The organism is Pseudomonas sp. TH43 (genome assembly GCF_016650635.1).
Taxonomy (GTDB): Bacteria; Pseudomonadota; Gammaproteobacteria; order Pseudomonadales; family Pseudomonadaceae; genus Aquipseudomonas.
In genome coordinates this window covers 401,746-424,516 of sequence record NZ_JAEKFI010000004.1, presented here as the reverse complement: position 1 = coordinate 424,516, position 22,771 = coordinate 401,746, and the positions used below count along the sequence as shown (strand labels likewise).

Annotated in this window: 23 protein-coding genes; 20 read left to right on the top strand and 3 right to left on the bottom strand. The window is 59.4% G+C overall.

Annotated features, from left to right (window positions below; genetic code table 11):
• The first annotated feature begins 1 nt into the window (after nt 1).
• From cysE to JFT81_RS18100, 20 genes are all read left to right on the top strand, one after another.
• Nucleotides 2-778 carry a serine O-acetyltransferase gene (gene cysE / locus JFT81_RS18195; protein ID WP_201228402.1) on the top strand — a complete coding sequence of 259 codons (777 nt, stop codon included), beginning with the start codon at nt 2-4 and terminating at the stop codon, nt 776-778.
• Nucleotides 779-1,017: 239 nt separating this feature from the next.
• Entirely contained in the window at nt 1,018-1,509 is a 492-nt protein-coding gene (gene iscR / locus JFT81_RS18190) for a Fe-S cluster assembly transcriptional regulator IscR (protein ID WP_003227911.1), read from the top strand.
• Between the two features lie 47 nt (nt 1,510-1,556).
• Complete coding sequence (locus tag JFT81_RS18185; protein WP_201148407.1) at nt 1,557-2,771, top strand: IscS subfamily cysteine desulfurase; 1,215 nt, start codon at nt 1,557-1,559, stop codon at nt 2,769-2,771.
• Between the two features lie 83 nt (nt 2,772-2,854).
• Entirely contained in the window at nt 2,855-3,241 is a 387-nt protein-coding gene (gene iscU, locus JFT81_RS18180) for a Fe-S cluster assembly scaffold IscU (protein WP_046820395.1), read from the top strand.
• A 34-nt stretch (nt 3,242-3,275) separates the two neighbouring features.
• Nucleotides 3,276-3,599, top strand: a complete 324-nt coding sequence (gene iscA / locus JFT81_RS18175) for an iron-sulfur cluster assembly protein IscA (RefSeq protein ID WP_201228401.1) — start codon at nt 3,276-3,278, stop codon at nt 3,597-3,599.
• Between the two features lie 8 nt (nt 3,600-3,607).
• Nucleotides 3,608-4,129 carry a co-chaperone HscB gene (gene hscB, locus JFT81_RS18170; protein WP_201148408.1) on the top strand — a complete coding sequence of 174 codons (522 nt, stop codon included), beginning with the start codon at nt 3,608-3,610 and terminating at the stop codon, nt 4,127-4,129.
• Nucleotides 4,130-4,180: 51 nt separating this feature from the next.
• Complete coding sequence (hscA, locus tag JFT81_RS18165; protein WP_201228400.1) at nt 4,181-6,046, top strand: Fe-S protein assembly chaperone HscA; 1,866 nt, start codon at nt 4,181-4,183, stop codon at nt 6,044-6,046.
• Nucleotides 6,046-6,387: an ISC system 2Fe-2S type ferredoxin gene (fdx, locus tag JFT81_RS18160; protein WP_007916885.1), complete on the top strand. Its 342-nt coding sequence runs from the start codon at nt 6,046-6,048 to the stop codon at nt 6,385-6,387. Before hscA ends, fdx begins: the two co-directional genes overlap by 1 nt.
• A gap of 14 nt (nt 6,388-6,401) precedes the next feature.
• Entirely contained in the window at nt 6,402-6,602 is a 201-nt protein-coding gene (iscX, locus tag JFT81_RS18155) for a Fe-S cluster assembly protein IscX (protein ID WP_201228399.1), read from the top strand.
• 87 nt (nt 6,603-6,689) lie between these two features.
• Nucleotides 6,690-7,115: a nucleoside-diphosphate kinase gene (ndk, locus tag JFT81_RS18150; protein ID WP_007916882.1), complete on the top strand. Its 426-nt coding sequence runs from the start codon at nt 6,690-6,692 to the stop codon at nt 7,113-7,115.
• A 28-nt stretch (nt 7,116-7,143) separates the two neighbouring features.
• Nucleotides 7,144-8,292: a 23S rRNA (adenine(2503)-C(2))-methyltransferase RlmN gene (rlmN, locus tag JFT81_RS18145; protein WP_158835925.1), complete on the top strand. Its 1,149-nt coding sequence runs from the start codon at nt 7,144-7,146 to the stop codon at nt 8,290-8,292.
• Between the two features lie 12 nt (nt 8,293-8,304).
• Nucleotides 8,305-9,063, top strand: a complete 759-nt coding sequence (gene pilW, locus JFT81_RS18140; protein ID WP_201148413.1) for a type IV pilus biogenesis/stability protein PilW — start codon at nt 8,305-8,307, stop codon at nt 9,061-9,063.
• Nucleotides 9,063-10,106: a RodZ family helix-turn-helix domain-containing protein gene (locus tag JFT81_RS18135; RefSeq protein ID WP_201228398.1), complete on the top strand. Its 1,044-nt coding sequence runs from the start codon at nt 9,063-9,065 to the stop codon at nt 10,104-10,106. The genes pilW and JFT81_RS18135 overlap by 1 nt, the downstream gene beginning before the upstream one ends.
• Nucleotides 10,107-10,109: 3 nt before the next feature.
• Nucleotides 10,110-11,219 (top strand): flavodoxin-dependent (E)-4-hydroxy-3-methylbut-2-enyl-diphosphate synthase, encoded by a 1,110-nt coding sequence (gene ispG, locus JFT81_RS18130; protein ID WP_201148415.1) that lies wholly within the window; start codon nt 10,110-10,112, stop codon nt 11,217-11,219.
• Between the two features lie 37 nt (nt 11,220-11,256).
• The gene (gene hisS / locus JFT81_RS18125) at nt 11,257-12,546 is read left to right on the top strand and encodes a histidine--tRNA ligase (RefSeq protein ID WP_201148416.1); all 1,290 of its coding nucleotides are present in this window, start codon (nt 11,257-11,259) and stop codon (nt 12,544-12,546) included.
• A 41-nt stretch (nt 12,547-12,587) separates the two neighbouring features.
• A complete protein-coding gene (locus tag JFT81_RS18120) occupies nt 12,588-13,229 on the top strand; it encodes a tetratricopeptide repeat protein (RefSeq protein WP_201228397.1) in 642 nt (213 codons plus the stop codon).
• On the top strand, nt 13,222-14,373 hold the full coding sequence (gene bamB, locus JFT81_RS18115) for an outer membrane protein assembly factor BamB (protein WP_201228396.1): 1,152 nt from the start codon (nt 13,222-13,224) through the stop codon (nt 14,371-14,373). The genes JFT81_RS18120 and bamB overlap by 8 nt, the downstream gene beginning before the upstream one ends.
• Nucleotides 14,374-14,512: 139 nt before the next feature.
• The gene (gene der, locus JFT81_RS18110) at nt 14,513-15,982 is read left to right on the top strand and encodes a ribosome biogenesis GTPase Der (protein WP_201228395.1); all 1,470 of its coding nucleotides are present in this window, start codon (nt 14,513-14,515) and stop codon (nt 15,980-15,982) included.
• Between the two features lie 273 nt (nt 15,983-16,255).
• Nucleotides 16,256-17,404, top strand: a complete 1,149-nt coding sequence (locus JFT81_RS18105; protein ID WP_201228394.1) for a pyridoxal phosphate-dependent aminotransferase — start codon at nt 16,256-16,258, stop codon at nt 17,402-17,404.
• Nucleotides 17,392-18,183 (top strand): amidohydrolase, encoded by a 792-nt coding sequence (locus JFT81_RS18100; RefSeq protein WP_201228393.1) that lies wholly within the window; start codon nt 17,392-17,394, stop codon nt 18,181-18,183. Before JFT81_RS18105 ends, JFT81_RS18100 begins: the two co-directional genes overlap by 13 nt.
• A 178-nt stretch (nt 18,184-18,361) precedes the next feature.
• On the opposite strand, the gene leuA is transcribed toward JFT81_RS18100, so the two are convergent.
• The 3 genes from leuA to xseA all read right to left on the bottom strand — a co-directional run bounded on the left by leuA (nt 18,362) and on the right by xseA (nt 22,710).
• A complete protein-coding gene (gene leuA, locus JFT81_RS18095) occupies nt 18,362-20,041 on the bottom strand; it encodes a 2-isopropylmalate synthase (protein WP_201228392.1) in 1,680 nt (559 codons plus the stop codon).
• Between the two features lie 464 nt (nt 20,042-20,505).
• A complete protein-coding gene (locus JFT81_RS18090) occupies nt 20,506-21,327 on the bottom strand; it encodes a M23 family metallopeptidase (protein WP_201228391.1) in 822 nt (273 codons plus the stop codon).
• 3 nt (nt 21,328-21,330) lie between these two features.
• Nucleotides 21,331-22,710 (bottom strand): exodeoxyribonuclease VII large subunit, encoded by a 1,380-nt coding sequence (gene xseA / locus JFT81_RS18085; RefSeq protein ID WP_201228390.1) that lies wholly within the window; start codon nt 22,708-22,710, stop codon nt 21,331-21,333.
• Nucleotides 22,711-22,771: the final 61 nt, after the last annotated feature.

The window sequence follows — 22,771 nt, the reverse complement described above, 5'->3', positions numbered from 1 at the left end:
GATGTTTGAGCGTTTGCGTGAAGATATCCAGAGCGTATTCCATCGAGACCCGGCGGCGCGTAACGCTTTTGAAGTCCTGACCTGCTACCCCGGCATGCATGCCATCTGGATTCATCGCTTGGCGGGCATGCTCTGGCGCAACGAACTGAAATGGCTGGCACGGTTGGTGTCGAACTTCGGTCGCTGGATGACCGGGATCGAGATTCATCCGGGCGCCAAGGTTGGTCGACGTTTCTTTATCGATCATGGCATGGGCATCGTTATCGGTGAAACCGCCGAGATCGGCGATGACGTGACTATCTATCAGGGCGTGACACTGGGTGGCACCAGCTGGAACAAGGGCAAGCGCCATCCAACGCTGGGTGACGGTGTTGTCGTGGGGGCGGGCGCCAAAGTGCTCGGCCCGTTCACCGTGGGTGCGGGTGCCAAGGTCGGCTCCAATGCCGTCGTGACCAAAGAAGTGCCGCCGGGCGCGACTGTTGTGGGTATTCCGGGGCGGATCATCGTCAAGTCCGATGAGGAGCAGGACGCCAAGCGCAAGGCTATGGCCGAGAAGATCGGTTTTGATGCCTACGGCGTCAGCGAGGACATGCCTGACCCTGTGGCGCGCGCCATCGGCCAGTTGCTCGATCACCTGCAAGCGGTGGACGGTCGGCTGGAGGGGATGTGTGGCGCGCTGAAGGATCTGGGCAGTAATTACTGCGCCAAAGATCTGCCTCAGTTGCGTGAAGAGGATTTCGCCTGCGTCAAAGGCAAAGACGAGTCCAAAGCCAGCTAAACCGCAGCGCTGCCTTCGCGAGCAGGCTCGTTCCCACATTGGAATGCATATCCCTCGTGGGAGCGAGCCTGCTCGCGAAGAACGATAACGCGGTACCGCTGGCTGCATGCCGCCAGCCTTTGCTATGATGCGCGCGCTCTTTTGCGGGTAAACCCGACTAAAGCACTAGGTCTTATAGTTGACTTAAATGCTCGGGAATTGCATACTCCCGCCCATTCTGAACTCCGTGGTAACTGTCCATGCGACTGACTACAAAAGGCCGATACGCCGTGACCGCCATGCTTGACCTGGCGTTGCACGCGCAGCACGGGCCCGTGTCCCTGGCCGATATCTCCGAGCGCCAAGGCATCTCCCTGTCCTACCTCGAACAGCTTTTCGCCAAGCTGCGCCGCAGCAACCTGGTTTCCAGTGTTCGCGGTCCTGGTGGCGGCTACCAGCTGTCCCGCGACATGCAGGGCATCCAGGTCGCCCAGGTGATCGATGCGGTGAACGAATCGGTCGATGCGACCAAGTGCCAGGGCCAGGGCGATTGCCATTCCGGCGACACCTGCCTGACCCATCATCTGTGGTGCGACTTGAGCCTGCAGATTCACGAATTTCTAAGCGGTATCAGCTTGGCTGATCTTGTGACTCGCCGTGAGGTGCAAGAAGTAGCCCAGCGTCAGGACCAGCGCCGTTGCAACAGCAAGGCGCCACGCCTGGACAAGATTGAAGCGTCCGCCGTCGAATGACAGCCGAAGAGCTAGCGGCACGCCAGCCCTGATTTAGGAGATAGTCCATGAAATTGCCGATTTACCTTGATTACTCTGCAACCACACCGGTTGATCCGCGCGTTGCGCAAAAAATGAGTGAATGCCTGCTGGTCGACGGAAACTTCGGTAACCCGGCGTCCCGTTCCCACGTGTTCGGATGGAAAGCTGAAGAGTCCGTCGAAAACGCCCGTCGTCAGGTGGCCGATCTGGTCAACGCCGATCCGCGTGAAATCGTCTGGACATCCGGCGCTACCGAGTCCGACAACCTGGCAATCAAGGGTGCGGCACATTTCTACGCCTCCAAGGGCAAGCACCTGATCACCTCCAAGATCGAGCACAAGGCTGTCCTCGACACCATGCGCCAACTGGAGCGTGAAGGTTTCGAGGTGACTTACCTCGATCCTCAGACCGACGGTCTGATCACCCCGGCGATGATTGAAGCTGCACTGCGCGAAGACACCATCCTGGTCTCCGTGATGCACGTGAACAACGAAATCGGCACCGTCAACGACATCGCCGCTATCGGCGAACTGCTCCGCTCCAAGGGCATTCTGTTCCACGTCGACGCCGCTCAGTCTACTGGCAAGGTCGAGATCGACCTGCAGAAGCTGAAAGTCGACATGATGTCGTTCTCTGCACACAAAACCTACGGCCCTAAAGGCATCGGCGCGCTGTACGTCAGCCGCAAGCCGCGTGTGCGCATCGAAGCGACCATGCACGGCGGCGGTCACGAGCGTGGCATGCGTTCCGGTACCCTGGCGACCCACCAGATCGTCGGCATGGGTGAAGCGTTCCGCGTAGCCAAAGAAGACATGGCTGCTGAAAACGTCCGTATCAAAGCGTTGAGCGACCGCTTCTACAAGCAGGTCGAGCACCTCGAAGAGCTGTACGTCAACGGCAGCCTGACCGCCCGCGTTCCGCACAACCTGAACCTGAGCTTCAACTACGTTGAAGGCGAGTCGCTGATCATGGCGCTCAAGGATCTGGCGGTATCGTCCGGTTCGGCGTGCACCTCGGCGTCGCTGGAGCCTTCGTACGTACTGCGCGCCCTGGGCCGCAACGACGAACTGGCACACAGCTCGATCCGCTTCACCTTCGGCCGTTTCACCACCGAAGAAGAAATCGACTACGCCGCGCAGAAAGTCTGCGAGGCCGTTACCAAGCTGCGCGCTCTGTCGCCGCTGTGGGACATGTACAAAGACGGTGTCGACATTTCGAAAATCGAGTGGGCGGCACACTGATTTCAAGTCGCCGCGAACCGGCCCTGTAAACCAAGGTTGCAGGGCTTTAAGAGCGACTCTCTGATGAGTGAGGATTAAGAATCATGGCTTACAGCGAAAAGGTCATCGACCACTACGAAAACCCGCGCAACGTCGGCAAGATGAACGCGGAAGATCCTGATGTCGGCACCGGCATGGTCGGCGCTCCGGCATGCGGCGACGTAATGCGTCTGCAAATCAAGGTCAACGAAGCCGGCATCATCGAAGATGCCAAATTCAAGACCTACGGCTGCGGTTCGGCTATCGCTTCCAGCTCCCTCGCCACTGAGTGGATGAAGGGCAAGACCCTGGACGAAGCAGAAACCATCAAGAACACTCAGTTGGCCGAAGAATTGGCCCTGCCACCAGTGAAAATTCACTGCTCGGTACTGGCTGAAGACGCTATCAAAGCGGCTGTTCGCGATTACAAGCAGAAGAAAGGCTTGATCTGACTTTCTGGATTTGGCGACGAGTAAGGAGTCACCGATGGCTATCAGCATGACACAAGCGGCTGCTCAACACGTGCGACGCTCCCTCAACGGGCGCGGCAAAGGTGAAGGGATTCGTCTGGGTGTTCGCACCACAGGCTGTTCCGGCCTTGCCTACGTGCTGGAGTTTGTCGACGAGGTGGTTGCAGAGGATCAGGTGTTCGAAAGTCACGGCGAAAAAGTGATTATCGACCCGAAAAGCCTGGCCTACCTGGACGGCACCGAGCTCGATTTCGTCAAGGAAGGGTTGAACGAAGGCTTCAAGTTCAACAACCCCAACGTACGCGGTGAATGTGGCTGCGGCGAAAGCTTCAATATCTGAGGCTTGTCGTGGGTATTCCTTGTCATTTCGCTTTATTCGAGCTGCAACCGAGCTTCCGTCTGGATCTCGAGCAGTTGGCCACGCGCTATCGTGAGTTGGCGCGCGGCGTTCATCCTGACCGTTTTGCTGACGCTTCCGAGCGCGAGCAGCGGTCGGCGCTTGAGCAGTCTGCCCGGCTGAACGACGCCTACCAGACGCTCAAGAGCCCGCCCCAGCGTGCACGCTACCTGCTGAATATCAGCGGGCATGAAGTGCCGATGGAGGTCACGGTCCATGACCCCGAGTTTCTTTTGCAGCAGATGCAATGGCGCGAAGAGCTCGAAGACCTCCAGGACAGCGCCGATCTCGACGGTGTCGCGTTATTCAAGCGGCGCCTGAAAGTGGCCCAGGAAGAACTCAACGAAAGCTTCGCAGCCTGTTGGGATGATGCAGCGCAACGCGAACAGGCCGAACGCCTGATGCGGCGCATGCAGTTCCTCGACAAGCTCACCTACGAAGTGCGCCAGTTAGAAGAGCGCCTCGACGATTAACCCAGTGCCGCTCCGGTCGCACGCCTGATATACAGATAAGTCCTGATCACGATGGCCCTACTGCAGATCGCCGAACCCGGCCAAAGTCCTCAACCGCACCAGCGTCGTCTGGCTGTGGGGATCGACTTGGGCACTACCAATTCGCTGGTCGCTGCGTTGCGCAGTGGTCTTTCCGAGCCGCTGGCCGACGCTGACGGGCAGGTTATCCTGCCGTCCGCCGTGCGTTACCACGCCGATCGCGTCGAAGTCGGCGAATCGGCCAAGCTGGCCGCCGCCTCCGATCCTTTGAACACTGTGCTGTCGGTCAAGCGCTTGATGGGTCGTGGTCTGTCCGACGTCAAGCAATTGGGCGAGCAACTGCCATACCGCTTTGTCGGTGGCGAATCGCACATGCCGTTCATCGACACTGTGCAGGGCCCGAAGAGCCCGGTCGAGGTCTCCGCCGATATCCTCAAAGTGCTGCGTCAGCGCGCTGAAGCGACCCTCGGTGGCGAATTGGTTGGCGCGGTAATCACCGTTCCGGCGTATTTCGATGATGCTCAGCGTCAGGCCACCAAGGATGCGGCGAAGCTCGCCGGTCTGAATGTGCTGCGCTTGCTCAATGAGCCGACTGCTGCCGCTGTGGCATATGGTCTGGATCAACATGCTGAAGGCTTGGTCGCGATTTATGACCTGGGCGGCGGCACCTTCGATATTTCCATTCTGCGTCTGACTGGCGGCGTTTTCGAAGTCTTGGCTACTGGCGGCGACAGCGCGCTGGGCGGCGACGACTTCGATCACGCGATTGCCGGCTGGATCATCGAGAGCGCGGGCCTGTCCGCCGATCTCGATCCGGGCGCACAACGCAATCTGCTGCAAACCGCTTGCGCGGCCAAAGAAGCCCTGACCGACGCGGCCAGTGTTGAAGTGGCTTACGGCGACTGGAAAGCGCCGCTGACGCGTGAAGCCTTCGATGCGCTGATCGAGCCAATGGTTGCCCGCAGCCTGAAAGCCTGCCGCCGCGCCGTGCGCGATTCCGGCATTGAGCTGGACGACGTGCACGCTGTGGTCATGGTCGGTGGTTCGACCCGTGTGCCGCGTGTTCGCGAAGCTGTTGCTGAAGCCTTCGGTCGTCAGCCTTTGACCGAAATCGATCCGGATCAAGTGGTGGCCATCGGCGCTGCGATCCAGGCCGATACGCTGGCTGGCAACAAGCGCGATGGCGGCGAATTGCTGTTGCTCGACGTCATTCCGCTGTCTTTGGGGCTGGAAACCATGGGCGGCCTGATGGAGAAGGTGATTCCACGCAACACCACCATCCCCGTCGCTCGTGCACAAGATTTCACTACGTATAAAGACGGCCAGTCGGCCATGGCGATTCACGTGCTGCAAGGCGAGCGTGAATTGATCAGTGACTGCCGCTCGCTGGCACGCTTCGAATTGCGCGGCATCCCGGCGATGGTGGCGGGCGCGGCGAAAATTCGCGTGACCTTCCAGGTCGATGCCGACGGTCTGCTCAGCGTTTCCGCCCGTGAACTGGGCTCGGGCGTTGAAGCGAGCATTCAGGTCAAGCCGTCCTACGGTTTGACCGACGGCGAAATCGCCAAGATGCTGAAAGATTCGTTCCAGCACGCCAACGACGACAAGGTTGCCCGCGTTCTGCGCGAGCAGCAAGTCGATGCGCAGCGCCTGATCGAGGCGGTGCAGGGCGCTCTGGAGGTTGATGGCGAGCGTTTGCTCGACGCCGAAGAGCGCATGGTCATCGACCTGCAATTGCAGGAACTGGCCGAACTGATGAAAGGTACTGATGGTTACGCCATCGAGCAGCAGACCAAGCGTCTGTCGCAAGTGACCGATGCTTTTGCTGCCCGCCGCATGGATCTGACGGTGAAAGCCGCTCTGTCGGGGCGCAATCTGAATGAAATCGAGGATATCTGATGCCGCAGGTCATTTTTCTGCCCCACGAGAAGTTCTGCCCTGAAGGCATGGTGGTCGAGGCTGCGCCCGGCACATCGATTCTCGAACTGGCCCACGAACACCACATCGAGATGGAAAGCGCCTGTGGCGGCGTGTGTGCTTGCACCACCTGCCACTGCATCATCCGCGAGGGTTTCGACTCGATGGAAGAGGCCGACGAGCTGGAAGAAGACTTCCTCGATCGTGCCTGGGGTCTGGAGGCGCAATCGCGTCTGGCTTGCCAGGCCATCGTTGGCGAAGAAGACATCACCGTCGAAATTCCGAAATATTCGCTTAACCATGCGGCTGAAGCGCCGCACTGACTGGTAAGACTGTCATGAGCTACGGTTGGAATGATGTTCAACGTATTGCAGAAGAACTGGCCGAGGCCCATGCCGGTGTCGACCCGTATTCTGTAGGTTTTGTCCGTCTGAAAGAGATGATCCAGGATCTGCCCGAGTTTGATAGCACTTCTGGCCGTGTCGGCGAGAAGGTGCTGGAAGCGGTTCAGGAGCTTTGGGCCAAAGAATTGGACTGATCGTCTCGCAGGTTAGGCAATACCCAAGAACCCGCGTATAATTCGCGGGTTTAATTTTTCGCAAATTACCGTTTCTGGAGTTACACCATGGCTGTTCAACGTACTTTCTCCATCATCAAGCCTGACGCTGTTGCAAAAAACGTCATCGGCGAGATCACCACTCGTTTCGAAAAAGCAGGCCTGCGCGTTGTAGCTTCGAAACTGAAGCAACTGTCCAAAGCTGAAGCTGAAGGCTTCTACGCTGAGCACAGCGCTCGTGGTTTCTTCGGCGACCTGGTTGCTTTCATGATCTCCGGTCCTGTTGTTGTTCAGGTTCTGGAAGGCGAAAACGCTATCGCTCTGAACCGTGAGCTGATGGGCGCTACCAACCCTAAAGAAGCTGCTGCCGGCACCATCCGCGCTGACTTCGCTGATTCCATCGACGCCAACGCTGTTCACGGTTCGGACTCCGAAGCCGCAGCTGCTCGTGAAATCTCGTACTTCTTCGCAGCTACTGAAGTAACCACTCGCTAAGCATTGGCTTAAGAGTGAAGGTGAATCCATGACTACATCGACTGTAAAAACCAACCTGCTGGGTCTGACTCAACAGGAAATGGAAAAATTCTTCGACTCAATCGGGGAGAAGCGTTTCCGTGCCGGTCAGGTAATGAAATGGATTCACCACTTTGGTGTCGATGATTTCGACGCCATGACGAACGTCAGCAAGGCCTTGCGCGACAAGCTCAAGGTTATTGCTGAAGTCCGTGGTCCGGAAGTGGTCAGCGAGGACATCTCCACCGACGGCACCCGTAAGTGGGTGGTGCGCGTGGCGTCCGGCAGCTGCGTCGAGACCGTGTACATTCCCCAGGGCAAACGCGGCACTCTGTGCGTTTCGTCCCAGGCAGGCTGTGCCCTGGATTGCAGTTTCTGCTCCACCGGCAAGCAAGGCTTCAATAGCAACCTCACCGCCGCCGAAGTCATCGGCCAGGTGTGGATTGCCAACAAATCTTTCGGCAGCGTCCCGGCAACCGTCGACCGTGCCATCACCAACGTGGTGATGATGGGCATGGGTGAGCCGCTGCTGAACTTCGACAACGTCGTCGCCGCCATGCATCTGATGATGGATGACCTCGGCTACGGGATCTCCAAGCGCCGCGTGACCCTGTCCACTTCGGGCGTGGTGCCGATGATCGATGAGCTGGCCAAGCACATCGACGTTTCCCTGGCGTTGTCGCTGCACGCACCGAATGACGCATTGCGTAACCAATTGGTGCCGATCAACAAGAAATATCCGCTTAAGATGCTGCTCGAGTCGTGCCAGCGCTACATGTCGTCCCTGGGCGAAAAGCGTGTGCTGACCATCGAGTACACCTTGCTCAAAGACATCAACGACAAGGTTGAACACGCCGTCGAGATGGTCGAGCTGCTGAAGAACATTCCGTGCAAGATCAACCTGATTCCGTTCAACCCGTTCCCGCACTCCGGGTACGAGCGTCCGAGCAACAACGCGATCCGTCGTTTCCAGGATCAGTTGCATCAGGCCGGTTTCAACGTCACTGTCCGCACCACCCGTGGTGAAGACATCGACGCCGCATGTGGTCAATTGGTAGGGCAGGTGCTGGATCGCACCCGTCGCAGCGAACGTTACATCGCCGTGCGTGAGTTGAGCGCCGATAGCGATCTGGCACAGAACGCCGCGAACACTAACTAAGAGAGGATCTCTATGTCCCTGCGCTTTGCGCTGCTGTTGCTGTTGGCCAGCCTGTGTGCTGGTTGTGTCCTGTCGGGTGACTACAACCCGATGAAGACCAGCAAGGGCCGCGATGAAGCGCGGGCTGCCTACGTGCAGCTGGGGCTGGGGTACTTGCAGCAGGGCATGACCGAGCGGGCCAAGGTGCCGCTGAAGAAAGCGCTGGAGCTGGACAGCTCGGATCCTGACGCCAACGCTGCGCTCGGGCTGGTGTTTCAGGCCGAAATGGAGCCTGCACTGGCTGACGAGCATTTCCGCAAGGCTTTGTCCTCCCGTCCCGGCGATGCCCGCACGCTCAACAATTACGGCAGTTTTCTCTACGAAGAACAGCGTTACAAGGAAGCCTACGAGCGTTTTGAACAGGCCGCGGCCGATACCCTGTATCCTGAGCGTTCGCGTGTGTTCGAGAACCTTGGCATGACGGCGGCGAAGCTTGGTCAGCGTGATCTGGCGCAGCAGCAGCTGGAAAAAGCACTGCGTTTGAACCGTCAACAACCGCGCGCGTTGCTGGAAATGGCTGAGTTGTCCTTCGAAGACAGGCATTATGTGCCCGCACGTGACTATTACGACCGATTCAGCCTGCTGACCGAACAAAATGCACGTAGTCTATTGCTCGGCGTTCGGCTGGCAAAAGTGTTTGAAGATCGCGACAAGGCCGCCAGTTATGGCCTGCAATTAAAACGACTCTATCCCGGTACGCCGGAATATCAGCAATACCTGTCGGAGCAATGATGAAAGCGGCGCATCCCGAAGTTGTAGCAGCGAATCGCGTTAACCCCGGTGAGACCTTGCGCCAGGCCCGCGAAAGCAATGGCTGGTCGCTGGCCGAAGTGGCCCTCAAGCTCAACCTCACCGTGACTTCCCTGAGCAATCTTGAAGCCGGCGCTTTCGACAAGCTGCCGGGGCATACCTTCGCTCGCGGTTACATTCGCGCCTATGCCAAATTGCTCGGCATGGACCAGACGGTTCTGGTTCAGCAATTCGACCAGTCCACCGGCACCGATTCCCAGGGCAGCAACGTTCACGCCTTGGGTCGTATCGAAGAGCCTGTGCGGGTTTCCCATACCATTTTGCGTATTGTCAGCCTGCTGTTGCTGATCGCGGTCATCGGCGGCGGTTTCGTCTGGTGGCAGGATCAGACGTCGCTGCGGACCAAGGATCTGGCTTCTTTGGCACCTGAGCACGTTGAAGTCGAAGGCGCTGACGGTACCACTCAGATTCACCCGATTGATGAGCCTGAAGATCAGGCGGTCGCCGAAGGTCAGACCCAGGGTTCGACTGCACTGGCATTGCCTCAGTCCGAAACCAGCGCTGAATCGACCGGTGCCGAGGGCGCTGCTCCGGCCACCGAGCCAGCAGCACCTGTCGCTCCGGCAGCCACTGCGGTTGCGCCGGTTCATACGCCTGCGTCCGTGGTTGCCACACCAGCTACTCCGGCCCCGACCGTTCCGAGCACACCGGCAGCGACGGTCACGGCGCCAGTGGCACCGGCTGTTTCCGCAGCGGCTGCTGCACCGGTTGCGCCGGTCGCCGGTCAAGGTCAGGTGTCGGTGCAGTTCGTTGCCGATTGCTGGACACAAGTCAGCGACGGCAGCGGTAAAGTGTTGTTCAGTGGCCTCAAGCGCAAGGGCGACAGCCTGTCTGTTGCCGGCAAGCCACCATTTGCCGTGCGTCTGGGCTACGCCCGTGGCGCGCAGGTCAGCTACAACGGCCAACCGGTCGATGTCGCTCCGTTCACCAGTGGCGAGACTGCTCGCCTGAAGTTGGGTCAATAAGTCATGCACGGCGAATCTCCAATCAAACGTCGCGTTTCGCGCAAGATCTGGGTCGGCAACGTACCGGTGGGCGGCGATGCGCCGATCGCTGTGCAGAGCATGACCAACAGCGACACCAATGACGTTGCCGCCACTGTTGCGCAAATCAATCGTCTGGAAGCCGCTGGCGTCGACATCGTCCGCGTTTCTGTACCGGACATGGACGCCGCCGAGGCGTTTGGCAAGATCAAGCAACTGGTCAAGGTGCCTTTGGTTGCCGACATCCATTTCGACTACAAGATCGCTTTGCGCGTGGCCGAACTGGGCGTGGACTGCCTGCGCATCAACCCGGGCAACATCGGTCGTGAAGACCGCGTGCGCGCCGTGGTCGATGCTGCCCGTGACCGCGGGATCCCGATCCGCATCGGCGTCAACGCCGGCTCGCTGGAAAAAGACCTGCAAAAGAAATACGGCGAGCCGACCCCGGCCGCACTGGTCGAATCCGCTTTGCGTCACGTTGAGCATCTTGAACGCCTGAATTTTCAGGACTTCAAGGTCAGCGTGAAAGCCTCCGACGTGTTCATGGCCGTCGAAGCCTACCGCTTGCTGGCGAAAGAAATCGTCCAGCCGCTGCACCTGGGCATCACCGAAGCGGGTGGATTGCGTTCGGGCACGGTGAAATCCGCCGTGGGCCTAGGTATGCTGCTCGCCGAAGGGATTGGCGATACTATCCGCATCTCGCTGGCGGCCGACCCGGTCGAGGAAGTGAAGGTCGGTTACGACATTCTCAAGTCTTTGCATCTGCGTTCCCGTGGCATCAACTTCATCGCCTGCCCGAGCTGCTCGCGGCAGAACTTCGATGTGGTGAAAACCATGAACGAGCTGGAAGGGCGCCTTGAAGACCTGCTGGTGCCGCTGGATGTCGCGGTGATCGGTTGTGTGGTCAACGGCCCCGGCGAAGCCAAGGAAGCCCATATCGGCTTGACCGGCGGTACGCCAAACCTGATTTACATCGACGGCAAGCCGTCGCAGAAACTGACGAATGACAATCTGGTGGACGAGCTCGAAAGGCTGATCCGCCAGAAAGCGGCCGAAAAGGTCGAAGCTGACGCTGCCGTAATTGCGCGCGGCTGAGCCTGACTGAAGCGCCGAACGAATTTAAGGATTTAAAGTGAGCAAGTCTCTGCAAGCCATTCGTGGCATGAATGACATCCTGCCCGAACAGACCCCGCTGTGGCGTTATTTCGAGAGCACTGTGGCGCGTCTGCTGGATAACTACGGTTACAAGCAGATCCGTATGCCGATCGTCGAGTTCACCGAGCTGTTCAAGCGCTCGATCGGCGAAGTGACCGACATCGTCGAAAAAGAAATGTACACCTTCGAGGACCGCAACGGCGACTCCCTGACCTTGCGTCCGGAAGGCACTGCGGCGTGTGTGCGTGCTGTGCTCGAACATGGCATCACCGGCGGTGGCCAGGTCCAGAAACTCTGGTACATCGGTCCGATGTTCCGTCACGAGCGTCCGCAGAAAGGTCGTTATCGCCAGTTCCACCAGATCGGTCTGGAGGTGTTCAACCTCGACGGTCCGGACATCGATGCCGAGCTGATCATCATGACCTGGCGTCTGTGGGGCGAGCTGGGTATTCGTGATGCGGTCAAACTCGAACTGAACAGCCTGGGTACCAGCGAGTCCCGTGGTCGTTATCGTGAAGCGCTGGTCGAGTATCTCTCGGCGCACCACGACAAACTCGACGAGGACAGCCAGCGCCGTCTGAAAACCAACCCGCTGCGCGTGCTCGACACCAAAAATGCCGACACTCAAGCGGTGCTGGTCGATGCGCCGAAGATGGCTGACTACCTCGATGACGAATCCCGCGCTCACTTTGAAGGTTTGAAATCGCGCCTGGATGCCGTTGGCATTCCTTACGTGCTCAACCCGAAGCTGGTGCGTGGTCTCGACTACTACAGCAAAACCGTTTTCGAATGGGTCACCGACAAACTCGGTGCTCAGGGCACTGTCTGCGCGGGCGGTCGTTACGACGGTCTGGTCGAGCAGATGGGCGGCAAGCCGACCAGCGGTGTCGGTTTCGCCATGGGCATCGAGCGTCTGGTCCTGATGCTCGAAACCCTCGAGCAGATCCCCGAAGAGATCTCCCGTCAGGTCGACGTCTACCTCTGCGCCTTCGGTGAAGAGGCCGAACTGGCCGGTCTGGCTCTGGCTGAGCGTGTTCGTGATCAACTTCCAAACCTGCGTCTGCAAGTCAATGCCGGCGCCGGCAGTTTCAAAAGCCAGTTCAAGAAAGCCGACAAGAGCGGTGCGTTGTACGCACTGATCCTGGGTGACGACGAAATGGCCCAGCAAGTGGTAGGTTTCAAACCCCTGCGTGGCCAGGGCGAACAACAAAGCATTGCCTGGGATGCGCTCGCCGCTCACCTGGCCACCTGCGTCGTGCAGGGTTGAAGCTGTCTTAACAGCCGATTTAGCGATTAAGGAGTATTGGGGTGTCGAGTACCGAAGACGAACAGTTGGCGGATTTGAAGGACTGGTGGACACGCAACGGCAAACCTCTGGTCACCGGCGGCCTGTTGGCACTGGTTATCGTGTTCGGCTGGCAGGCTTATCACAAATACCAGAGCAACCAGTCGCAAGGCGCCTCGGTGCTCTATCAGCAACTGCTGGAAACCACGCTGACGCCTGACGGCAAGCCTGATGCGGCGCGCGTTGCGGATCTGGCCGGCAAGCTCAACAGCGAATTCGGCGGTACTGCCTACGCGCAGTACGGCAGTCTGTTCGTGGCCAAGGTTGCTGTCGATAGCGGCAAGCTGGATGACGCCGCGACCGAGCTCAAAGCCATTGTCGACAAACCGGCCAACCCGGCGCTGGGCGAAATCGCCCGTCAGCGTCTGGCGCAGGTGCTCGGCGCGCAGAACAAGGCCGATGACGCCCTGAAACTGCTCGACGGCGACGCCGACAAAGCGTTCCTGGCCACTCGCGAAGAACTCAAGGGCGACCTGCTGGTACAGCTGGGCCGCACCGATGACGCGAACAAGGCGTATCAAAAAGCCAAGGCGGCACTGTCGGATGAAGCGGCGGTCGGTGGCCTTCAAATCAAGCTCGACGACCTGGCCAAAGGGGATGCGTGACGTGATCCGTTGGAAGCATGCAGCATTGCTGGCTCTGGCCCTTCTGGCCGCGGGTTGCAGCAGCAACAGCAAAAAAGAATTGCCACCGGCCGAACTGACCGACTTCAAAGAAGAAGTGGTTCTGCACAAGCAGTGGAGTCGTTCGATCGGTGACGGTCAGGGCGAAACCTACAACATGCTGGTACCGGCAGTTGACGGTGACACCATCTACGCTGCCGACGTCACGGGCATCGTGATGGCCATGGATCGCAGCAATGGCGACGTGAAGTGGAAAAAAGATCTTGAACTGCCTGTCTCCGGCGCCGTTGGCGTAGGTTACGGTCTGGTTCTGGTTGGCACGCTGCAAGGCGAAGTCGTTGCTCTGGACACCGTCAACGGTGAAGAGAAGTGGCGTGCTCGCGTGACCAGCGAAGTCCTCGCGCCGCCGGCCAACAACGGCGACGTGGTGGTGGTGCAGACTCAGGACGATCGTCTGATCGGTCTGGATGCCTCCACCGGTAGCCAGCGCTGGGTGTATGACAGCACCCCGGCCGTTCTGACCCTGCGTGGCACCAGTGCTCCGCTGGTCACCAACCGCCTTGCGGTGGCTGGCCTGTCGACCGGTAAAGTAGTCGCTCTGGACATTTCCAACGGCGTGCCGGTTTGGGAACAACGCATTGCGATTCCACAGGGTCGTTCGGAACTGGAGCGCGTTGTCGACATCGACGGCGGTCTGCTGCTGTCCGGCGGTACGCTGTACGTTGCCAGCTATCAGGGTCGCGTAGCGGCACTCGATCTGGAAAGCGGTCGTCAACTCTGGCAGCGCGATGCGTCGAGCTATGCCGGTATTGCCCAGGGTTTTGGCAGCGTTTATGTGAGCCTGTCTTCGGGCACCGTTGAAGGCGTCGACGAACGTTCCACCACAGCCTTGTGGAGCAACGATTCGCTGGCTCGCCGTCAACTGTCGGCTCCGGAAGTGTTCTCCAGCTATGTTGCAGTGGGTGACCTGGAAGGTTATCTGCACCTGCTGAGTCAGGTTGACGGTCGTTTCGTCGGCCGTGAGCGCATCGACAGCGACGGCCTGCGTGCCCGTCCGCTGGTGGTGGGTGACACGATTTATGTATATGGCAACAGTGGCAAACTGGAAGCCCTGACCATCAAGTAACAACTATGCTTGGGGATAACACCCCAGGCAGCTTCACTTGTGGAAGTGAACCTGTTCACTCCCACAGTGTTGCCCCGAGCACCAGCCGCTGCCTCGCAGCGGCTTTTGTATTTTCTGAAATAACGAAGTGGAGAGCCGCATGGTTCCCGTAATCGCCCTGGTGGGCCGACCGAACGTCGGCAAGTCCACCTTGTTCAACCGCCTGACCAGGACTCGCGACGCCATCGTCGGCGACTTGTCCGGTCTGACCCGTGATCGCCAGTACGGTGAGGCCAAGTGGCAAGGGCGTTCCTACATTCTGGTCGACACCGGTGGTATCTCCGGTGACGAGCACGGTATGGACGAAAAAATGGCCGAGCAGTCGCTGCTGGCCATTGAAGAAGCAGATGTTGTGCTGTTCCTGGTAGATGCCAAGGCCGGTTTCACCGCCGCCGACCAGATGATCGCCGAACACCTGCGCAAACGTAACAAGTGCTCCTACGTGGTGGCCAACAAGGTCGACAATATCGACCCGGAAATGGCCCGCGCTGAATTCGCTCCGCTGGGCATGGGCCACGCGATTCCGATCGCCGGTGCTCACGGCCGTGGCATCACACAGATGCTGGAAATCGCTCTGGGTGAATTCCCGCGAGACGAAGAAGAGCCGGAAGACGGCGAAGAAGAGATCGTTGCTGAAGGCGAGGAAGCCAAGCGCATTCCTGGCCCAAGCGAAAAAGACGGGATCAAGATTGCCATCATCGGCCGTCCGAACGTCGGCAAGTCGACTCTGGTCAACCGTATGCTCGGTGAAGACCGGGTTATCGTCTATGACCAGCCGGGCACCACGCGCGACAGTATCTACATCCCGTTCGAACGGAATGAAGAGAAGTACACGCTGATCGACACCGCCGGTGTGCGCAAGCGCGGCAAGATCCACGAAGAAGTCGAAAAGTTCTCCGTGGTCAAAACCCTGCAGGCGATCAAAGACGCCAACGTGGTGATCTTCGTGATGGACGCCCGCGAAGGCGTGGTCGATCACGACCTCAACCTGCTGGGCTTCGCCATCGAGTCGGGCCGTGCGCTGGTCATCGCGATCAACAAGTGGGACGGCATGACGCCGAGCGAGCGCGACTTCGTGAAGGTCGAGCTGCAGCGTCGTCTGTTCTTCGTTGATTACGCCGACATCCACTTCATCTCGGCACTGCACGGTACTGGCGTGGGCAACCTCTACGCCTCGGTACAGAACTCGTTCAAGTCGGCGGTCACCCGCTGGCCGACCAACCGTCTGACCCAGATTCTCGAAGACGCCGTTGGCGAGCACGCGCCTCCGATGGTCAACAACCGCCGGATCAAGCTGCGTTACGCCCACTTGGGTGGTGCGAACCCGCCGATCATCGTGATCCACGGTAACCAGATCGAGAAAGTGCCGAAGTCGTATGTGCGCTATCTGGAGAACACTTACCGCCGTGTGCTGAAGCTGGTCGGTACGCCGATCCGCATCGAGTTCAAGGGCGGCGACAACCCGTTCGAAGGCAAAAAAACCACGCTGACAGACCGCCAGGTCAACAAGAAGCGTCGTTTGATGTCGCACCACAAGAAAGCCGACAAGAAGCGCCGCGACAAGAAGTGATTCTTCGCGCTTTTTGTGGCGAGGGGATTTATCCCCGTTGGGTCGCGTAGCGGCCCCAAAACCCGTGGCGAAGGTGCAGCAGGCAAACCGCATTCATAGGGTTCGCGACTGCTTCGCAGCAGAACGGGGATCAATCCCCTCGCCACAGGGTCTGGTGTTGTACAAATGAGAGAAGGGTGCCAGTGGGCGCCCTTTTTTTATGGGCGCCGTATGGGCTATTCTCGGTCTCTCCCGAGCCGTCGTCAGAGCCGGGTGTTGAGCAGGGAACCCCCGATGATCACCAGTAAGCTGCCGAATGTCGGCATCACTATTTTCACGCAGATGTCTCAGCTCGCGGCGCAGACCGGAGCCATCAACCTGTCCCAGGGTTTTCCTGATTTCGACGGCCCGCAATCGCTGCGCGACGCGGTAGGTCGGCATATTGCCAGCGGCCATAACCAATATTCGCCAATGACCGGTTTGCCGGCGCTACGTCAGCAGATTGCCGCGAAGATCGCCCGCAGCTACGGCGTCAACGTCGATGCTGTTAACGAAGTGACGGTCACGCCGGGCGCGACTCAGGCGATCTTCTGTGCGATTCAGGCGGTTATCCACAGCGGCGACGAAGTCATCGTGTTCGATCCGTGCTACGACAGCTACGAACCGGCGACGGAGTTGGCGGGCGGTCGTTGTGTGCATGTGCAGTTGAATCCGGACGACTTTTCCATCGATTTCGAGCAGCTCGCCGCGGCGCTGAGCCCGCGCACGAAAATGATCGTCATCAATACCCCGCACAACCCGAGCGGCGCACTGATCAGTCGTGCGGAACTCGATCAACTGGCAGCGCTTATCCGCGATCGTGATATTTACCTGATCAGTGACGAAGTCTACGAACACCTGGTGTTCGACGGCGTGCCCCACGTCAGCGTGCTCGCCCACGAAGAGCTGTATCAACGTGCGTTCGTGGTCAGCTCGTTCGGCAAGACCTACCACGTCACTGGCTGGAAGACCGGCTACGTCGTCGCACCACCGGCGCTGACTGCCGAGTTGCGCAAAGTCCATCAGTACGTGAGTTTCTGCGGCGTCACCCCGCTGCAATACGCTTTGGCTGATTACATGGCCGAGCATCCCGAACACGTTGAAGAGCTGCCGGGTTTCTATCAGGCCAAGCGCGATCTGTTCTGCGATCTGCTGACGCCGTCGCGATTCACCTTCAGTCGAGTCACCGGCACCTATTTCCAATTGGTCGACTACTCGCAGATTCGTCCTGACTTGAATGACGTCGAGATGGCCATGTGGATGACCCGCGAGCACGGCGTGGCGAGCATTCCCGTGTCTGTCTTCTATCAGAACCCACCCGAAGGCCAGCGCCTGGTGCGTCTGTGCTTCGCCAAACGCGAGGAAACGCTGCGAGAAGCGGCGGCAAAACTATGCGTGATTTGAGTGCGTTACCCGATCTCAACCTGGCGCTGATCCAGACCAGTCTGGCCTGGCATGACCGCCAGGCTAACTTCGAGCATTTTGAAATGCTGTTGGAGCAGGCACGCGGCGCGGATCTGATCATCCTGCCGGAGATGTTCACCACCGGTTTCTCCATGGAGTCGGAAACGCTTGCTGAGGCCGAAAACGGCCCCACCAGCAAATGGCTGCGTGTTCAGGCGGCGAAACTCAATGCGGTGATCACCGGCAGCGTGATCATCCAGGCCGCCGACGGCAGCCACCGCAATCGCTTGCTGTGGGCGCGGCCGGACGGTGAAGTGTTGCATTACGACAAGCGCCACTTGTTTCGCATGGCCGGGGAACACAATCATTACACCCCCGGCGAACGTCAGGTGCAGTTCGAGCTCAAGGGTTGGCGCATTCGTCCACTGATCTGCTACGACCTGCGCTTCCCGGTGTGGAGTCGCGATGCGCAGGACACCGATCTGTTGCTGTACACCGCCAACTGGCCCGGCGCCCGCCGTTTGCACTGGAACCGGCTGTTGCCGGCGCGCGCCATCGAAAACCTTTGCTACGTGGCGGCGGTGAATCGTGTCGGCACCGACGGCAAAGGTTTTGCCTACACAGGCGACAGCCAGGTGCTGGATTTTCAGGGTGAAACCTTGCTCGCGGCGGGGGAGGCGGACGGCGTGTTCAAGGCTGTTCTGGAGGCTGCACCGCTGGCGGCCTATCGCGAGCGTTTCCCGGCAAACCTCGACGCGGATAATTTCGAGTTCACCTGATATTGATGGGATGGCGGGCAGGCCGCTTTCGCGAGCAGGCTCGCTCCCACATTTGGAACGCGATCTCCTGTGGGAGCGAGCCTGCTCGCGAAGGGGGCTTTGAAATCGGTAAAAAACCATGAGGCAAAAAAAGGCCCCGAAGTTCGCACTTCGGGGCCTTTCGCGTTTCAGCGAACGCTTAAGCCGCTTTCGCCTCAGGCTGGCTCAACGATCGGTTCAGCGCGCTGAACAGCGCCTTGAAGCTGGCCGTGGTGATGTTTTCGTCGATGCCCACGCCGTGCACTGCACGCTCGCCGTTCACACGCAGCTCGATGTAGGCCGCCGCTTTGGCGTTGGTGCCCGCGCCGATCGCGTGTTCGTTGTAGTCCATGATTTCCACCGGAACCGGCAGACCGGCCACCAGTGCTTCCAGCGCACCGTTGCCCTTGCCGCGCCAGTGCAGGTTGGTTTCGCCCTGACCCTGGCTCGCCACTTCCACTTCGACGTTGCTGTTGCCGTTTTCTTCCTGCAGGCGATGGCTGACCAGCGCGTACGGAGTGTTGGCTTGCAGGTATTCGCTGATCAACAGCGAGTGAATCTGCTTGGCGGTCATCTCCAGGCCCAGGCGGTCGGTTTCACGCTGCACGACCTGGCTGAACTCGATCTGCATGCGACGTGGCAGGCTGATGCCGTATTCCTGCTCCAGCAAGTAAGCGATGCCGCCCTTGCCCGACTGGCTGTTGACGCGGATCACCGCCTCGTAGCTGCGGCCGATATCGGCCGGGTCGATCGGCAAGTACGGCACTTCCCAAAGAGCGTCCGGTTTCTGCTGAGAGAAGCCTTTGCGGATGGCATCCTGGTGCGAGCCGGAGAACGCGGTGTGCACCAGGTCGCCAACGTACGGGTGACGTGGGTGAACCTGAATCTGGTTGCACTCTTCGACGACTTTGCGCACGCCGTCGATGTCGGAGAAGTCCAGTTGAGGGTCGAGACCCTGGGTGTACATGTTCAGGGCAACAGTGACGAGGTCGACGTTGCCGGTCCGCTCGCCGTTGCCGAACAGGCAGCCTTCGACGCGATCGGCACCAGCCATCAGGCCCAGCTCGGTGGCAGCGACGCCAGTGCCACGGTCGTTGTGCGTGTGCAGGCTGATGATCACGCTGTCACGACGATTGATGTTGCGGCCGAACCACTCGATCTGGTCGGCGTAGATGTTCGGCGTTGCGCATTCAACGGTGGCCGGCAGGTTGAGGATCATCTTGTGCTCAGGCGTCGGGTTCCACACCTCGATTACCGCGTCACAGACTTCCTTGGCGAACTCCAGCTCAGTGGCGCTGAAGGTTTCCGGCGAGTATTCGAAGGTCCACTCGGTGTCCGGCTGCATCGCGGCGTATTTGACGAACAGCTTGGCCGCGTTGACGGCGATGGCCTTGATGCCGTCCTTGTCTTGGTTGAAGACGATGCGACGGAAAGACGGTGAGGTAGCGTTGTACAAGTGCACGATGGCTTTCTTCGCGCCGCGCAGGGATTCGAAGGTGCGCTCGATCAGGTCTTCACGGCCCTGGGTCAGCACCTGAATGGTGGTGTCGTCCGGGATGTGGCCTTCCTCGATGAGGGTACGCACGAAGTCGAAGTCGGTTTGCGAAGCAGCCGGGAACGACGCTTCGATTTCCTTCACGCCGACCTGCACCAGCGTTTTCCAGAAGCGCAGCTTCTTGACCGCGTCCATCGGCTCGATCAGCGACTGGTTGCCGTCACGCAGGTCGGAGCTGCACCAGATCGGCGCGGCGTCGATGGTTTTCGACGGCCAGGTACGATCCGGCAGGTTGATGACGGGGAACGCGCGGTATTTCGAAGACGGATCTTTGAGCATGCTCATCGGGAAATTCCTTATTGTCTGGGCCGAAAAGAGGCGGCCTGCCGGTGTGACGAATGTTCTTGGAAAAGCGTAGGACGAGGCGTAGCGATTCAGCCTGGCAGTCGTGCGCTGACGAGGCACAGGCTGCGGTGCTGGCGAAGCTGAATGAGGGTGTGAGAGGTTTTCATGCCCTCAACCCTAACCGCGAGGGGAAAGGATGGCAAGCAGTCGAAAAAAATTGAGAGGAATACTCGAAAAGCAGGTTTTTTCGCGATTTTATTGTGCCTAAGCCGGCGGATCTTTTTGATTTTTGCGTGAGCGTCGATTAGGGCGCAATTGAGGTTTGCGGGAATTCAGTGAGTATTGGTGTGTTGCGTAAGCCGCTTTCGCGAGCAGGCTCGCTCCCACAGGGGATCTGGGTTGTGAATAAGATCCAGAGTGGGAGCGAGCCTGCTCGCGAAGAGGCCGGTCGCCTCACTACATATTCAAGGCTGAAACGCACCAATGAAAATCGCCGGATCCACCCGCGCATCGTTCAGGCTGATGTTCCAGTGCATGTGCGGCCCGGTAGCCCGGCCAGTCGCCCCGACTTTGCCCACCACCGCACCACGCGCCAATTGATCGCCGACCTTTACGTCGATTTTCGACATGTGGCAGAACATGCTGATAAAGCCCTGACCATGGTCGACAAACACGGTGTTGCCGTTAAAGAAATAGTTGCCGGTAAGAATCACCTTGCCCGCTGCCGGCGTCTTGATCGGCGTGCCCGCCGGCACCGCAAAATCGAGACCCGCATGCGGATTGCGCTCTTCACCATTAAAGAAGCGACGCACACCAAACTTGCTCGACAGCGGCCCGTTCACCGGTTTGTCCAAGAGTAGATTGCTCGGCGTGTTCGGGCTGAAGCTGCGGTAAGCCTTGATCTGCTCGGCCAGTTCACCTTCGATGCGCTTAAGGTTTGACTGATCCGGATTGACCTGCTGTTTGTTCTTCAGGGTGATGCGCTGCTCCGGGTACTTCTTGCTGCCCACGGTGAACGGCAAATTGCGCCCGCCACTGCTGATCTGCTGCGCGCCAGGCTTGACCGTCAGCGGCACACCGACAATCGCCAGCCAGTTGTTCTGTTCTTTCACCACCAGTACCGGTTTGCCCTGATACGTGGCTTTCGGCGCTTGTGCAGCAGCGCCGAGGTCAACCACGGCGACGCCGCCCGGCACCGGTTTGTTCAGCAGCCGGGTGATGTAACTGTCGGCGTGGGCGTTGAAGGTCAGACACAGTAAAAACAATGAAGCCAGAAAACGCGGCATGGATCAGTCCAGTAAAGAAAGAGTGACAGGCGTCAGGTGGTTGTCCTCGACGCGCACTTGCAGTTCGCCTTCGCCGAGTCTGGCTTTCAGGCGCTGGCCAGTGTGGGTCTGCGCGGCGTTGCGAATCGCGTTGCCGCGTTCATCCAGCAGAATGCTGTAGCCACGGCCGAGCGTTGCCAGCGGGCTGACCACGTGCAGCGTCTGCATCTGACTGTGCAATTGCAGGCGACGACTTTTCAGGCCTTCGCGCATCGCGCGTGGCAGGCGTTCGGCGAGGCTGTCGAGACGTTGGCGCAACATCGCCAATTGCCGTCCCGGATGTTGCCCGGCGAGACGGGTCTCCAAGCGGATCAAGCGTTCGCGACGAGTATTGAGGCTGCGCTCGAACGCCCTGCGCATGCGCATGTCCAGATCATCCAGGCGCTGAGCCTGTTGGCGCAGACGTTCGCCGGGATGACGCAGGCGACGCGCCATGCCTTCCAGGCGCAGGCGATCACGCATCAAACGGTCGCGCATGCGCATCACCAACCGCCGATGCAGGCTTTCGACCTGACGGATCAGGTGGCTGGAATCTGGCGCGAGCAGTTCGGCGGCAGCGGAAGGCGTTGGCGCGCGCACGTCGGCAACAAAGTCGCTGATCGACACATCGGTTTCGTGGCCGACGGCGCTGACAATCGGCGTCACGCAGGCATCAACGGCGCGGGCCACGGCCTCTTCGTTAAAGCACCAGAGGTCTTCCAGCGAGCCACCGCCACGGGCAAGGATCAGTGCGTCAAAGCCACGGGCATCGGCCATTTTCAAAGCTCGAACGATCTGCGCAGTCGCTTCGCGACCCTGCACAGCGGTGGGAATCAACGTAAGTTGCACCTGCGGCGCCCGGCGGCGGAACACACTGATGATGTCGCGAATCACCGCGCCGGTTGGCGAGCTGATAATGCCGATGCGCTGCGGATGTGCCGGCAACGGCACTTTGCGTTCGGCACTGAACAGGCCTTCGGCGCTGAGTTTTTCCTTCAGCGCATCGAAAGCCAGCCGCAGTGCGCCGTCACCGGCAGGCTCCACGGTGTCGAGAATCAACTGATAGTCGCCACGGCCTTCAAACAGCGAGACCTTGCCGCGGACCTTGATCGCCAGACCGTCCTTCAGCGCCTGTCGAACGCGCGCGGCGTTCTGCCGGAACAGTGCGCAACGCACCTGCGCGCCGCTGTCCTTGAGGGTGAAGTAGATGTGGCCGGACGCTGGGCGAGCGAGGTTGGAGATTTCGCCTTCGACCCAGATGTTGCTGAACACGTCTTCGAGCAACACCCGCGCGCGGCCGTTGAGCTGGCTGACGGTCAGGACTTCACGGTCCAGGCCAAGTCTTGCAAAGGGATCTTTAATCATGGGGCGCAGTTTAAAGGCATTCTCGCCGTCATTGCACGATCCCTGTAGGAGCTGCCGAAGG

Coding starts and splice junctions, on each gene's coding strand:
- rlmN (WP_158835925.1), top strand. CDS start 7,144: ATGACTACATCGACTGTAAAAACCAACCTGCTGGGTCTGACTCAACAG.
- iscR (WP_003227911.1), top strand. CDS start 1,018: ATGCGACTGACTACAAAAGGCCGATACGCCGTGACCGCCATGCTTGAC.
- der (WP_201228395.1), top strand. CDS start 14,513: ATGGTTCCCGTAATCGCCCTGGTGGGCCGACCGAACGTCGGCAAGTCC.
- fdx (WP_007916885.1), top strand. CDS start 6,046: ATGCCGCAGGTCATTTTTCTGCCCCACGAGAAGTTCTGCCCTGAAGGC.
- JFT81_RS18100 (WP_201228393.1), top strand. CDS start 17,392: ATGCGTGATTTGAGTGCGTTACCCGATCTCAACCTGGCGCTGATCCAG.
- JFT81_RS18105 (WP_201228394.1), top strand. CDS start 16,256: ATGATCACCAGTAAGCTGCCGAATGTCGGCATCACTATTTTCACGCAG.
- iscA (WP_201228401.1), top strand. CDS start 3,276: ATGGCTATCAGCATGACACAAGCGGCTGCTCAACACGTGCGACGCTCC.
- ispG (WP_201148415.1), top strand. CDS start 10,110: ATGCACGGCGAATCTCCAATCAAACGTCGCGTTTCGCGCAAGATCTGG.
- xseA (WP_201228390.1), bottom strand. CDS start 22,710: ATGATTAAAGATCCCTTTGCAAGACTTGGCCTGGACCGTGAAGTCCTG.
- iscU (WP_046820395.1), top strand. CDS start 2,855: ATGGCTTACAGCGAAAAGGTCATCGACCACTACGAAAACCCGCGCAAC.
- cysE (WP_201228402.1), top strand. CDS start 2: ATGTTTGAGCGTTTGCGTGAAGATATCCAGAGCGTATTCCATCGAGAC.
- iscX (WP_201228399.1), top strand. CDS start 6,402: ATGAGCTACGGTTGGAATGATGTTCAACGTATTGCAGAAGAACTGGCC.
- JFT81_RS18135 (WP_201228398.1), top strand. CDS start 9,063: ATGAAAGCGGCGCATCCCGAAGTTGTAGCAGCGAATCGCGTTAACCCC.
- JFT81_RS18185 (WP_201148407.1), top strand. CDS start 1,557: ATGAAATTGCCGATTTACCTTGATTACTCTGCAACCACACCGGTTGAT.
- leuA (WP_201228392.1), bottom strand. CDS start 20,041: ATGAGCATGCTCAAAGATCCGTCTTCGAAATACCGCGCGTTCCCCGTC.
- hscA (WP_201228400.1), top strand. CDS start 4,181: ATGGCCCTACTGCAGATCGCCGAACCCGGCCAAAGTCCTCAACCGCAC.
- JFT81_RS18090 (WP_201228391.1), bottom strand. CDS start 21,327: ATGCCGCGTTTTCTGGCTTCATTGTTTTTACTGTGTCTGACCTTCAAC.
- pilW (WP_201148413.1), top strand. CDS start 8,305: ATGTCCCTGCGCTTTGCGCTGCTGTTGCTGTTGGCCAGCCTGTGTGCT.
- bamB (WP_201228396.1), top strand. CDS start 13,222: ATGCGTGACGTGATCCGTTGGAAGCATGCAGCATTGCTGGCTCTGGCC.
- ndk (WP_007916882.1), top strand. CDS start 6,690: ATGGCTGTTCAACGTACTTTCTCCATCATCAAGCCTGACGCTGTTGCA.